An 11,856-nucleotide genomic window follows, 5' to 3' on the forward strand; every position below is an offset into this window, starting at 1 on the left:
CGCGACGAAGGAGCGCCCTTGACAGGCCGGCCCGGACCGGAAGGACAGTGGGACTGGCGGGAACCCCCCAGCCCTCCCTGAGACCGCCCCGCCCGGACCCCGCAAACCCCCGACCCCGGCCCCGCCCCGCTGACCAATACCGCCGGCGGGGTCGGACCTGAGCCTCAGCCCCCCACCGCTCCCGCCAGGCGGGCCAGGAAGGCCGCTACCGCGGCCGGGCCCGGGAGGACCAGGTCGGCTCGGGCCGCCAGTTCCGGGACCTCCGCCGAGCCGCTGCACACCAGGAGGCCCGGAAGGCCGTCCGCCCGTCGCTTCTCGACCGCCGAGTACGCCGCGAGGTCGCCCAGGTCGTCGCCCGCGTACAGGACCGGCCCCGCGTCGCGCTCCTGGAGGAACTCGGTCAGGGCGACGCCCTTGTCCATCCCCGGCGGGCGCAGTTCCAGTACGGCGCGCCCCGGCTCGACGATCAGCCCGTGGCGGGCGGCGAGCTCCGCGAGGGGTTCTCGGAGGGCCCCGAACGCCGCCTCGGGGTCTTCCGCGCGGCGGGTGTGGACGGCCAGTGCGCGGCCCTTCTCCTCGATCCAGGTGCCGCGCCAGGCCCCGATGGCGTCGAGGAAGCCGGGCAGCTCGGCCCGTACGGCCGCCACGCCGGGGTGTTCGGCGGGGGCGTGGACGACGCCGGTGACGGCGTCCCAGCGTTCGGCCCCGTAGTGGCCGAGGACGACGAGGTGTTCCAGTCCGGGTACCCCGGCGAAGCCGCCGTAGCGGACGGCGACGCCGGCCGGGCGGCCGGTGACCACGGCCACGGCCTCCACCCGGGGGGCGAGCGCGGCGAGCGCCGGGACGGTGTCGGGGTGGGCGCGGGCCTGGTCGGGGTCGGGGACGATGTCGGCGAGGGTGCCGTCGAAGTCGAGCGCGACGACGGCTCTGCGGGGTGTGCGGAGGAGGGCTTCGAGGCCCTCGCGTCCGGCGGCGGTGACGGGCACGGGCATCGGCGGGTCGTGCGGATGGCTCCCCATGCGGACGACCCTACCGGCGGTGCGGGGAGCCCGCCCAGACCCTCCAGCCGGGATCCAGCCCGCGGACCCCTCCGGGGGTGCGCGGGGGCCTACCGCCGGGCCCGCTGGGCCTCTCGGATGCGGCGGAGGCGGTTGACGGTGCCGGGGGCGTGGGCGAGAGCCCGGGGGTCGTCCATGAGGGCGTTGAGCAGCTGGTAGTACCGGACGGGGCTCAGCCCGAGCCCCTCGCGTATCGCGCGCTCCTTGGCGCCGGGGCCGGGCCAGCTGCGGGCCTCGTACGCGAGTACGGCGGTTTCGGCGGCGCTCAGCCGGGCGGACGTCCCGTCCATCCCGTCCACCCCCTCCACCTCACCCGCCTGCCCGTCTTCCGTCATACCGCCACACTAACGCCGCCCACCGACAGCACCGGGTCGCCTACCCGGGGGGCGCCGCTGCGCGAAGCGGTCCCCTCCCCGCCCTTCCACCGTTCCCCGGGGCTCCGCCCCGGACCCCGCGCCTCAAACGCCGGCGGGGCTGGAGGGGCCGGGTGGCCTACTTCGCCCCGTCCGCCTTGCGGGCCGAGTCCGCGATCTGTTCCAGGATCTTCGCCGGCTGGCCGCCCGGCTGGACCGCCTTGCCGATGTTCTGCTTGATGTCCTCGCTGACCCCGGCCCAGGACTTCTTGCCGACGGGGTACAGGCGGGCGTTCGGGAGGGCGGTGAGGAAGGTGCGCAGCTGGGTGGCGGGGCCGCCGGTCGCGGCTTCCATGGCGCGGTAGCCGCTGGTGGTGACGGGGAGCAGGTCGTACTGGTTGGTGAAGGTGGTCACGTTCTTCGCCGCGTACAGCTGGTCGAGGAACTTGCCGGCCTCCTTCTTGTGGCCGTTCTTGAAGGCCATGACCCAGTCGGCGACGCCCATCGTGGAGTGGTCGGTGCCGTCGACGGTGGGCATGGCCACCATGCCGAACTTGACGCCCTTGCCGGCGGCCTGCTTCAGCAGCGTGGGGTGGCCGTTGAGCATGCCGACCTCGCCGCGGGTGAAGGCGTCGAAGGCGGCCTGGCGGTCGAGCTTGCCGGGTTCGACGGGGCCGGTGAGGCCCTGGCCGACCATGCGGTCGCGCAGGAACTCGAAGGTCTTGACGTTCTCGGGGGCGTCGATCGAGTAGGCCTCTTCGTTGTCGGTGTAGCCACCGCCGCCGGCGAGCATCCACATCATCGTCTCGGCCTGGGCCTCCTCGCGGCCCAGCGGGAGCGCGAAGGGGGTGGGGACGTTGGCGGCCTTGAGCTTCCTGGCGGCGGCCTCGACGTCCGCCCAGCTCTTGGGCTGCCAGGGGGCGCTGCCGTCCTTGGGGATGATCCCGGCGTCGCCGAGGAGCTTGGTGTTGTAGAAGAGCAGCCGGGTGCTGGCGACGAACGGCATGCCGTACTGGACGCGGCGGACCTTGCCGGCGTCGGCGAGCGGGGCGAGGAAGTCGGCCTCGGTCTTCACGGACAGGAGCTCGTCGGCGGTGTAGAGCTTGCCGGCCTCGGCGTAGTCGGCGTAGGCGCCGATCTGGGCGATGTCGGGGGCCTTGCCGTCCTTGACCATGGCGGCGACCTTGGCGTCGACCTCCGACCAGGAGTAGACGCTGACCTCGACCTTGACGCCGGGGTTGTCCTTCTCGAAGGCGGTGGCGAGGTTCTTCCAGTAGCCGGCGGAGGAGTTCTGCGGATTGTCGCCGTAGTCGGCCGCCACGACCCGGAGGGTCACCTCGTTGTCCCCGGCGAGGCTCGACACGGTCCCACAGCCCGTGAGCGTCACGCCGGTCAGCCACAGTGCGGCGCCGGACGCGGCCAGCCTCAGGTAACGGCCCTTCACAGTTCTCGATCCACCCCACGTTGTACGTACGATCCGACGTAAGGTCTACACCACTTTGGCGGCTCCTCCACATCCGGAACGGCATCACGCGCGGACTGTTTCCAAACCGTCTCCGTGCGGGCCTTCGAATTTGTATGGCCGCTCAACAATCGCGCTCAATGGACTAGACCTTTCCCCTTCAAGCACGCGAGACTGTCCTCTGTGAAACCCGTGAAACACGTCATCGCCCTCGATGTGGGCGGCACCGGGATGAAGGCCGCCCTCATCGCCGGAGACGGCACCCTGCTGCACGAGGCGCGCCGCGCCACCGGCCGCGAGCGGGGCGCCGAAGCCGTCGTCGAGACGATCCTGGACTTCGCCGCCGAACTCCTCGACCTCGGCCGGGACCGCTTCGGCGCGCCCGCCTCGGCCGCCGGCGTCGCCGTCCCGGGCATCGTCGACGCCGAGCGCGGCATCGCCGTGTACGCGGCGAACCTCGGCTGGCGCGACGTACCGATGCGCGAGCTCCTCAGCGCGCGCCTCGGCGGCATCCCGGTGGCCCTGGGCCACGACGTCCGCACGGGCGGACTCGCCGAGGGCCGCATCGGCGCCGGCCAGGGCGCCGACCGCTTCCTGTTCGTCCCCCTCGGCACCGGCATCGCCGGCGCCATCGGCATCGCCGGCCGCATCGAGGCCGGCGCCCACGGCTACGCCGGCGAGATCGGCCACATCGTGGTCCGCCCCGGCGGCCCCGCCTGCGGCTGCGGCCAGTACGGCTGCCTGGAGACCCTGGCCTCCGCCTCGGCCGTCTCGCGCGCCTGGGCGGCCGCCTCCGGCGACCCCGAGGCCGACGCCGCCGACTGCGCCAAGGCCGTCGAGTCCGGCGACGCCCGCGCCGAGGAGGTCTGGCTGGCCGCCATCGGGGCGCTCGCCGACGGACTCGTCACCGCCCTCACCCTGCTGGACCCCAGCACGCTGATCATCGGTGGCGGGCTCGCCGAGGCGGGGGAAACCTTGTTCACACCACTGCGGACCGCCGTCGGGGAACGCGTGACGTTCCAGCGGCTGCCCGAGATCGTTCCGGCCGCCCTCGGGGACACCGCCGGATGCCTGGGCGCAGGGCTGCTCGCCTGGGACCTACTCGCCACGGAGGTACCTGCCTGATGTCCGGACGCGCACACAGCACCGTTCTCTCGGGCGCCAGGGTGGTGCTGCCCACCGGCATCGTGGCGGGCGGCCGCGTCATCGTCGAGGGCTCCCGCATCGCGGGCAGCGCCCCCGAGGACGCCGGGCTCGCCGACCTGTCCGGGCACTGGATCGTCCCCGGCTTCGTCGACATGCACAACCACGGCGGCGGCGGGAACTCCTTCACCTCCGGCACCGCCGAGGAGGTCCTCGCGGGCGTACGGACCCACCGCGAGCACGGCACCACCACCCTCGTCGCGTCCACCGTCACCGGGGACCTCGACGAGCTGGCCCGGCGCGCCGCGCTGCTCGCCGAGCTCACCCAGCAGGGCGAGATCGCCGGCGTGCACTTCGAGGGCCCGTTCATCAACCCCTGCCGCAAGGGCGCGCACAAGGAGGACCTGCTGCGCGACCCCGACCCGGCCGAGGTCCGCAAGCTGATCGACGCCGCCCACGGCGCCGCCCGCATGGTCACCCTCGCCACCGAGCTGCCGGGCGGGCTGGACTCCGTACGCCTGCTCGCCGAGCACGGGGTGATCGCGGCGATCGGCCACACGGACTCCACGTACGACCAGACGCGCCAGGCCATCGACGCGGGCGCGACCGTCGCCACGCACCTGTACAACGCGATGCCCGGCCTGGAGCACCGCGCGCCCGGCCCGATCGCGGCGCTGCTGGAGGACGAGCGGGTCACCGTCGAGCTGATCAACGACGGCACCCACCTGCACCCGGCGATGCTGGAGCTGGCCTTCCACCACGCGGGCGCCCACCGCGTCGCGCTGATCACCGACGCGATGGACGCGGCCGGCTTCGGCGACGGCACCTACCACCTGGGCCCGCTGGAGGTGGAGGTCAGGGACGGTGTCGCCCGGCTCGTGGAGGGCGGCTCCATCGCCGGCTCCACGCTCACCCTGGACACCGCCTTCAAGCGGTCGGTGACCGTCGACCGGCTGCCCGTGGAGTCCGTGGTGCAGGCGATCTCCGCCAACCCGGCCAAGCTGCTCGGCGTCTACGACGAGGTGGGCTCGCTGGAGCCCGGCAAGTACGCCGACCTGGTGGTCCTGGACGCGGAGTTCGACGTCAAGGGCGTCATGCGGCGGGGCGAATGGATCGTCAGCCCGCTGGGCTGAACCGGCCTTTCCGGCGTACGGACACGAGGCGGCCGGCCCGGAGGACTGGGCTGGCCGCCCGCCATTTGGCATGATCCCGGCACACACCAAGACCGGGGCTGGCCATGATCCTCACCGTGACGCTCAACACCGCGCTCGACGTCACCCACCGGGTGCCGCGACTGCTGCCGCACACCTCCCACCGGGCCACCGCCGTCACCGAACGGGCGGGCGGCAAGGGGCTGAACGTGGCCCGGGTGCTCGCCGCGCTCGGCCACGAGGTGACGGCGACGGGCTTCGCCGGCGGCCCGGCGGGCGCGCTCGTACGGGAGCTGCTGGCCGGCTCCCCCGGGGTGGTGGACGCCCTCGTCCCCTGCGCCGGGACCACCCGGCGCACGCTGGCGGTCGTCGACGAAAGCACCGGCGACACCACCCAGTTCAACGAGCCGGGCCCGCAGATCTCGGCCGCCGAGTGGGCGGCGTTCCTCGCCCGCTACACCGAACTCGCCGCCGGGGCCAGCGCGGTGGCCCTGTGCGGGAGCCTGCCGCCGGGGGTGCCGGTGGGGGCGTACGCGGTGCTCGTACGGGCGGCCCGCGCGGCCGGGGCCCCCGTCCTCCTCGACACCAGCGGCGAGGCGCTGCGCCGCGGGATCGCCGCCCGGCCGGAGATCATCAAGCCGAACGCGGCGGAACTCGCCGAGCTGACGGGCTCGCGCGACCCGCTGCCCGCCACCCGCGACGCCCGCCGCCGCGGCGCCCACGCGGTGGTCGCCTCCCTGGGCGCCGACGGCCTCCTGGCCGCCACCCCGGAGGGCACCTGGCACGCCACCCCGCCCCGCACCCTGCGCGGCAACCCGACGGGCGCGGGCGACTCGGCGGTGGCGGGCCTCCTGTCGGCCCTGGCCGAGGACCTCCCCTGGCCGGACCGGCTGACCCGCGCGGTGGCCCTGGCCACGGCCACGGTGCACGCCCCGACGGCGGGAGACTTCGACCCCCGCACCTACGCGGAGGTACGGGGGTCGGTGAAGGTCACGGCCTGCCAGCCGGGCTAGGCAGCCGCTACAGCGGCTCCAGCCAGAGCTGATCGATGATGATCTCGCACTGGTTGCCGGTCTCGCAGGAGATCTTGACGGTGTTCGTACCCTTCTTCAGGTCCACATTGGAGTGGGTGTACGTCCACTTGTCCCATTCGCCCGGCTTGGCGTTGGAGAAGTTGTTCATGTTTATCGGGCGGGTCTGCTGATCGCCGTTGACGGTCAGCGTGGTGCTCGCGGCCTTGCCCGGCACGGCGTAGCTGATCTTCAGCTTGTACTGGCCGGCCGTCGGCACGTCCAGCGTCCAGGTCAGCGCCGCACCCGGCTGGTTGAAGTTGCCGACGTACTGGCCGCCCGAGCTCTTGGCGCCCTGCACGGTGTTCTGCAGGGTCGCGCCGCCGGTGAGGGCCATGCCGGTGCTGGCGGCCTCGGCCTTGGGCAGCGGGGTCTTCGAGGCCTGCGGCGAGGCGCTCGCGTCGTCCGAGGGCTGGTCGCCCTTCGGAGCGGCCGGCTTCTGCGACTGGGAGGCGGCCTGGTTCTTGCCGCCCTTGTCCTCGTCCTTCTTGCCGAAGGCCACCGCCGCGCCGATGCCGATCGCGACCGCCGCCACCACGGCCACCGCCGCGATGAGCAGGCCCTTGCGGCTGGAGCCGCCCGCGCCGGCGCGGCCGCGGCCGCCCGCCGGGCCCATCTGCTGGGTCTGGGACTGCGGGGCCGGGGACGGCTGCTGCGGGACCCCGTAGCCGTTGGCCTGGAGGGCCTCGGGGGCCTGGTACTGGGCCTGGTAGGCCTGCGGGGGCTGCTGCTGGGGGACGGCGCCGCGCTGGCCGCCGTACGTCCGCTCGCCGACCGTGCGCACCTGGTTGTACGAGGTGCGGGGGACGCCGGGCTGCGCACCGGGCTGGCCTCCGGCCGCCGGGCCGGGGTAGCCGTATCCGCCGCCCTGACCGGGCGGGGTGGCTCCGGCGGCCTGGCCGTCCGCGTAGAGGTAGCCGAACGGATCGTCGTCCTCGGGCTGGTTCGCCCCACCGTGCGGGCCGTTGTTCGCGGGCGTCGTCATCGCAGGTCACTCCTTTCGACCCACGGGAGCCTACCCCGAACAGGTGCGCCCACGGGTGGCCGATCCGATCACCCGGCCCGGCGGTGCGCCTTGGAGCGGGACCTCTTCTCGATGTACATCCGCTGGTCGGCGGAGCGCAGCACCTCGTCGGCCGACATCCCGCAGCTGGCCCAGCCGATGCCGAAACTCGCGCCGACGCGCACGGCCCGCCCGTCGACGCGGATCGGCGGGATGATCGCGTTGCGCAGCCGGACGGCGAGGTCGGCGGCGTCCGCGGCGCCGAGGCCGTCGGCGAGGACGACGAACTCGTCACCGCCGAGCCGGGCGACGGTGTCGCCGTCGCGGACGCAGGTGGTCAGCCGCCGGGCCACCTCGATCAGGACGGCGTCGCCCGTGTGGTGCCCGAACCGGTCGTTGATCGATTTGAACCCGTCGAGGTCGCAGAAGAGCACCGCGAGCCCCTTGGTGCCGTCGTCGACGTCCGAGGCGGGCGCCACCGTGTGGACGTGGTGGTCGTACGGGCCCTCGGGCTGCCCGGGGAAGCCGCCGGGGAACTCGAAGCCGTCGGCTCCGCCCTGGCCCGCGGCGGCCGCGGGGTACCCGGCGTCGTAGCCGTGCTCGCCGCCCGCCCCGACGCCGCCCTCCGGCCGGCCCTCGAAGGCCGCGTCCAGCGCCTCCACGGCGCCGGCCCGCACCGACTGGGGCCGCCGGCACAGCCGGGCGCCGAGCCGGGCGCGCAGCTCGGCGCTGTTGGGCAGGCCGGTGAGGGAGTCGTGGCTGGCCCGGTGCGCGAGCTGGAGCTCGTGCCGTTTGCGCTCCTCGATGTCCTCGACGTGCGTGAGCAGGAAGCGGGGCCCGTCGGCGGCGTCGGCGACGACGGAGTTGCGCAGCGAGACCCACACGTACGTGCCGTCGCGCCGCCCCAGCCGCAGCTCGGCCCGGCCGCCCTCGGCGGAGGTGCGCAGCAGCGTCCCGATGTCCTCGGGGTGGACGAGGTCGGAGAAGGAGTAGCGGCGCAGGACGGAGGCGGGCCGCCCCAGGAGCCGGCACAGGGCGTCGTTGGTGCGCAGCAGGCGGCCGTGCTGGTCGCCGCCCATCTCGGCGATGGCCATGCCGCTGGGGGCGTACTCGAAGGCCTGCCGGAACGACTCCTCGCTGGCCCGCAGCGCCTGCTGCTCGCGCTCCAGCCGCACCAGGGCCCGCTGCATGTTCGCGCGCAGGCGCGCGTTGCTGATCGCAATGGCGGCCTGGAAGGCGTACATCTGCAGCGCCTCGCGGCCCCAGGCGCCCGGACGGCGGCCGTTGCGCGGCCTGTCCACGGAGATGACACCCAGAAGTTCCCCGCCCGTCGCATACATGGGGGCGTAGAGCCGGTCCTCGGGGTGCCACTCGTCCTCGAAGCGCGGATCGGGGCCTTCCGTATGCCACTGGGGGACGTCGTCCTCCAGCAGGACCCAGCCCTCGGTGTGCGGGATGAAGCGCAGGCCGTCCCAGTCCTCGCCCATGGTCAGGCGGCGTTCCCAGGCGGCGCGGGAGCCGACGCGGCCGGTGATCAGGGCCTCGGCGGCGGGGTCCCCGGCGAAGGCGGCGACGACGAGATCGCCGTCAGGGCGTACGAGGTTGACGCAGGCGAGTTCGTAGCCGAGGCCGCGCACGATGCCGTCCACGACGGTCTGCAGAGTGTCCGCCAGGCTCCGGGCCGTGTTGAGCTCGGCCACCACCTGGTGCAGCTGCCGCAGGGTCGCAAGACGGACGTACGGCTCCGACTCGGTCTCCATTGCTCGCTCTCCCCGAGACCTCGACAGCAACTCCAGGTTTGTCATCGGCGTTTCGTTGCGGTGTCCCGTCCACTGAATCACAGTGAGCTGTGCGGCAGGTACACAGGGTCAACAAATCTTGCCCTCTGTGACTCAAGTCACATGAGATGAATAGTGCTGCGGCGTAGGCGCGTTGGGGCCGGGGAGCCGTCTGCCGCCTTCCCACGCGCAAACGATACGCCGGGACCTAGGCCGTGCGGCGGGGACGCGGCTCGGACCAGCGCCCGATGTGCGCGGCGCGGCGACCGGACTAGCGTGCGGTACGTGCCGAAGACGACCCCCGCACCCCAGACCTACACCCCCGCCGGCCCCCTCTCCCCCCATCCTGAGGGGGTGAGCAACGACGAGTTCCGCGCCGCCATGTCCCGGCTGGCGGCGGGCGTGTGCCTGATCACCGCCCACGAGCCGCCCCTGACCGCCGACGGGCCGCGCGGCGAGGACGTGGGCATGACCGCCACCGCGTTCATGTCGGTGTCCCTCGACCCGCCCCTGGTCCTGGTGAGCGTCCGCGAGGGCTCCCGGATGGACGACCTGCTCGCGGAGCAGCCGCTGTGGGCGGTGTCCCTGCTCGCGGAGAGCCAGCTCCAGGTGGCGAGCCGGTTCTCGATGAAGGGCCGGATCAGCGACCGGCTCCTCTTCGCCGACCTCCCCCACGAGCGGGGCGCCGTCTCGGGGGCGCCGCTGCTGTCGGGGGCCCTGGCCTCCCTGGAGTGCCGCACCCGCTCCCGGGTCCCGGCGGGCGACCACACGCTCGTCATCGGCGAGGTCCTGGCGACCGCGTTCCCGTCACCGGACTCCCCGCCCCTGACGTACTTCCGCGGCCGCTACCGCCACCTGCTGCCGTAGGCCGCGGGGCGGGGCGGCGTCGGGGCCGGGCCGGCGCCGGGAGCGGGCGCCCCGGCGGGCCCGGGGCTACCAGTCGCGGGAGCTGCGCCCCCGCTTCGTCTCCGACCGGGCCTTCTTCTCCCGCAGCCGCCGCTCGTTGATCCCGCGCGGGATCTTCGTCGCCCGCCGGGCCTTCGGCGGGGCCGCCGTCGCCTCCGCCAGCACCGCCGCCATCCGGACCAGCGCCATCTCCCGGTTGCGGTACTGCGACCGGTGCTCGGAGGCCCGTACCGTCAGCACCCCGCCCACCAGCCGCGCGGCGAGCCGCTCCAGGGCCCGCTCCTTCCACACCGGCGGCAGCGCCTCCGTCGCCGCGACGTCGAACAGCAGCTCCACCCGCGAGTCCGAGGTGTTGACGTGCTGCCCGCCCGGCCCCGAGGAACGCGAGAACCGCCAGGCGAGCTCCGCCTCGGGGAGCACGACCGCACCGCGGATGACATAGGGACCAGGCATGCCCCCTATGATCCGCCCCCGCCCCGCCCCCGTCACCCCCATTTACCGCCCCGCCGCACCGCTTCCGCACCGCTTGCGCACCCCCGCGAAACCCCGCTGGAACCTCCGCGCCCCCTCCACGCGTTATGAAGGGCAGCGGTAGCTTGGCCCCACAGTCGGGGCCACGCACCCGGAACGACGAGGAAGGACCCAGTCACATGGCAGTAAGCCTGTCCAAGGGCGGCAACATCTCGCTCTCGAAGGAGGCCCCGGGCCTCAGCGCCGTCACGGTCGGCCTCGGCTGGGACGTCCGCACGACGACCGGTGTCGACTTCGACCTCGACGCCTCCGCCATCGCGGTCGACGCGACGGGCAAGGTCGTCTCCGAGGGCCACTTCGTCTTCTTCAACAACAAGTCCACCCCGGACCAGACCATCGTCCACACCGGTGACAACCGCACCGGCGAGGGCTCCGGCGACGACGAGTCCATCAAGGTCAACCTGGCCGGCCTGGCCCCCAGCGTCGACAAGATCGTCTTCCCGGTCTCGATCTACGACGCCGTCTCCCGCAGCCAGAACTTCGGCCAGGTCCGCAACGCGTACATCCGCGTCGTCAACCAGGCCGGCGGCGCCGAGATCGCCCGCTACGACCTCTCCGAGGACGCCGCCACCGAGACCGCCATGGTCTTCGGCGAGCTCTACCGCAACGGCACCGAGTGGAAGTTCCGCGCCGTCGGCCAGGGCTACGCCTCCGGCCTCACCGGCATCGCCCAGGACTTCGGCGTCAACGTCTGAGACCGCCACGGCAGGTCCCTTCCCGACCGTCCCCGGGAAGGGCCCCGCCCGGCCCCGCTACCGTTCGACGGGTGATCCTCCAGCACCTCGTCCCCGTGGACGGCGCCCTCCCCGGCCCGGTCCTCACCGAAATCGCCGCCCTCTACGCGACGAACCGCGCGTTCTTCGAACTCAGCGGCGACTTCCCCGACCCGGCCCGCATCACCGTCGAACAGGTCGCGGCCGCCCTCGCCGACGAACTCGCCCTGGACGGCGCCGAAGTGCTCCTCGCCCGCTCCGCGGGCCGCCTCGTCGGCCTCGCCGCCACCCTCGCCCACCACCCGGACCCCGCCTCGGACGACCCGGACCCGTGGATCGGCCTGCTCCTCATCGACGCCACCGCCCACCGCGAGGGCCACGGCCGCACCCTCACCCGCCTCGTCGAGGACCGCTTCCGCGACGCGGGCCGCACCGGCCTCCGGCTGGCCGTCCTGGAGGGCAACACCCCCGCCCTCGCCTTCTGGCACGCCCAGGGCTACACCCTCCTGCGCCACGCGGCGGACCGCGAACGGGCCCGCCCCTGCCAGGTCCTGCGCAAACCCCTCTAGGGCCTGTCGTCAAACTCCCGTCGTCGCCCGAAGGGCGGCCCCGCGGCGTCTGGTGCGTGCTCTCGGCGTGCCGGGCGAAAGCCCGCACCAGGCGCCGCGGGGCAGACGGGAGTTTGACG

12 protein-coding genes are annotated in these 11,856 nt (G+C 73.7%); 6 read left to right on the forward strand and 6 right to left on the reverse strand.

Annotated elements, in window-relative coordinates:
• Positions 1 to 164 precede the first annotated feature (164 nt).
• The 3 genes from otsB to AB0O29_RS31785 form a co-directional block, all read right to left on the reverse strand.
• Positions 165 to 1,019, reverse strand: a complete 855-nt coding sequence (gene otsB, locus AB0O29_RS31775) for a trehalose-phosphatase (protein ID WP_365158599.1) — start codon at positions 1,017 to 1,019, stop codon at positions 165 to 167.
• An 89-nt stretch (positions 1,020 to 1,108) separates the two neighbouring features.
• Positions 1,109 to 1,348 carry a DUF3263 domain-containing protein gene (locus tag AB0O29_RS31780; protein WP_365158629.1) on the reverse strand — a complete coding sequence of 80 codons (240 nt, stop codon included), beginning with the start codon at positions 1,346 to 1,348 and terminating at the stop codon, positions 1,109 to 1,111.
• Between the two features lie 202 nt (positions 1,349 to 1,550).
• Positions 1,551 to 2,855 carry an extracellular solute-binding protein gene (locus AB0O29_RS31785; protein WP_365158602.1) on the reverse strand — a complete coding sequence of 435 codons (1,305 nt, stop codon included), beginning with the start codon at positions 2,853 to 2,855 and terminating at the stop codon, positions 1,551 to 1,553.
• A 210-nt stretch (positions 2,856 to 3,065) separates the two neighbouring features.
• Here AB0O29_RS31785 and AB0O29_RS31790 point away from each other — a divergent pair, with 210 nt between their 5' ends.
• The 3 genes from AB0O29_RS31790 (at position 3,066) to AB0O29_RS31800 (ending at position 6,180) form a co-directional block, all read left to right on the forward strand.
• The gene (locus tag AB0O29_RS31790; RefSeq protein ID WP_365158632.1) at positions 3,066 to 3,998 is read left to right on the forward strand and encodes an ROK family protein; all 933 of its coding nucleotides are present in this window, start codon (positions 3,066 to 3,068) and stop codon (positions 3,996 to 3,998) included.
• The gene (gene nagA, locus AB0O29_RS31795) at positions 3,998 to 5,149 is read left to right on the forward strand and encodes an N-acetylglucosamine-6-phosphate deacetylase (RefSeq protein ID WP_365158605.1); all 1,152 of its coding nucleotides are present in this window, start codon (positions 3,998 to 4,000) and stop codon (positions 5,147 to 5,149) included. Before AB0O29_RS31790 ends, nagA begins: the two co-directional genes overlap by 1 nt.
• 104 nt (positions 5,150 to 5,253) lie before the next feature.
• On the forward strand, positions 5,254 to 6,180 hold the full coding sequence (locus tag AB0O29_RS31800) for a 1-phosphofructokinase family hexose kinase (RefSeq protein WP_365158608.1): 927 nt from the start codon (positions 5,254 to 5,256) through the stop codon (positions 6,178 to 6,180).
• Between the two features lie 7 nt (positions 6,181 to 6,187).
• Here AB0O29_RS31800 and AB0O29_RS31805 read toward each other — a convergent pair whose 3' ends face one another.
• Entirely contained in the window at positions 6,188 to 7,222 is a 1,035-nt protein-coding gene (locus tag AB0O29_RS31805; protein WP_365158611.1) for a CBM35 domain-containing protein, read from the reverse strand.
• 68 nt (positions 7,223 to 7,290) lie between these two features.
• Entirely contained in the window at positions 7,291 to 9,000 is a 1,710-nt protein-coding gene (cdgB, locus tag AB0O29_RS31810) for a diguanylate cyclase CdgB (RefSeq protein ID WP_365158614.1), read from the reverse strand.
• Positions 9,001 to 9,303: 303 nt separating this feature from the next.
• Between cdgB and AB0O29_RS31815 the strand changes: the two genes are divergently transcribed.
• Positions 9,304 to 9,885, forward strand: a complete 582-nt coding sequence (locus AB0O29_RS31815) for a flavin reductase family protein (protein WP_365158617.1) — start codon at positions 9,304 to 9,306, stop codon at positions 9,883 to 9,885.
• A gap of 66 nt (positions 9,886 to 9,951) precedes the next feature.
• On the opposite strand, the gene arfB is transcribed toward AB0O29_RS31815, so the two are convergent.
• On the reverse strand, positions 9,952 to 10,377 hold the full coding sequence (gene arfB, locus AB0O29_RS31820; protein ID WP_365158620.1) for an alternative ribosome rescue aminoacyl-tRNA hydrolase ArfB: 426 nt from the start codon (positions 10,375 to 10,377) through the stop codon (positions 9,952 to 9,954).
• Between the two features lie 197 nt (positions 10,378 to 10,574).
• Here arfB and AB0O29_RS31825 point away from each other — a divergent pair, with 197 nt between their 5' ends.
• Both AB0O29_RS31825 and AB0O29_RS31830 read left to right on the forward strand, forming a co-directional pair.
• Positions 10,575 to 11,150, forward strand: coding sequence for a TerD family protein (locus AB0O29_RS31825; protein WP_365158623.1), 576 nt, complete (start codon positions 10,575 to 10,577; stop codon positions 11,148 to 11,150).
• A gap of 71 nt (positions 11,151 to 11,221) precedes the next feature.
• On the forward strand, positions 11,222 to 11,737 hold the full coding sequence (locus AB0O29_RS31830) for a GNAT family N-acetyltransferase (protein WP_365158626.1): 516 nt from the start codon (positions 11,222 to 11,224) through the stop codon (positions 11,735 to 11,737).
• Positions 11,738 to 11,856: the final 119 nt, after the last annotated feature.

This window comes from Streptomyces sp. NPDC089915 (genome assembly GCF_040684675.1).
In the GTDB taxonomy this organism is placed as follows: Bacteria; Actinomycetota; Actinomycetes; order Streptomycetales; family Streptomycetaceae; genus Streptomyces.

What these genes read in the sequence shown, in the direction of transcription:
- otsB (WP_365158599.1), bottom strand. Translation starts at nt 1,019, where the DNA reads ATGGGGAGCCATCCGCACGACCCGCCGATGCCCGTGCCCGTCACCGCC.
- AB0O29_RS31780 (WP_365158629.1), bottom strand. Translation starts at nt 1,348, where the DNA reads ATGGACGGGACGTCCGCCCGGCTGAGCGCCGCCGAAACCGCCGTACTC.
- nagA (WP_365158605.1), top strand. Translation starts at nt 3,998, where the DNA reads ATGTCCGGACGCGCACACAGCACCGTTCTCTCGGGCGCCAGGGTGGTG.
- AB0O29_RS31800 (WP_365158608.1), top strand. Translation starts at nt 5,254, where the DNA reads ATGATCCTCACCGTGACGCTCAACACCGCGCTCGACGTCACCCACCGG.
- AB0O29_RS31805 (WP_365158611.1), bottom strand. Translation starts at nt 7,222, where the DNA reads ATGACGACGCCCGCGAACAACGGCCCGCACGGTGGGGCGAACCAGCCC.
- cdgB (WP_365158614.1), bottom strand. Translation starts at nt 9,000, where the DNA reads ATGGAGACCGAGTCGGAGCCGTACGTCCGTCTTGCGACCCTGCGGCAG.
- arfB (WP_365158620.1), bottom strand. Translation starts at nt 10,377, where the DNA reads ATGCCTGGTCCCTATGTCATCCGCGGTGCGGTCGTGCTCCCCGAGGCG.
- AB0O29_RS31825 (WP_365158623.1), top strand. Translation starts at nt 10,575, where the DNA reads ATGGCAGTAAGCCTGTCCAAGGGCGGCAACATCTCGCTCTCGAAGGAG.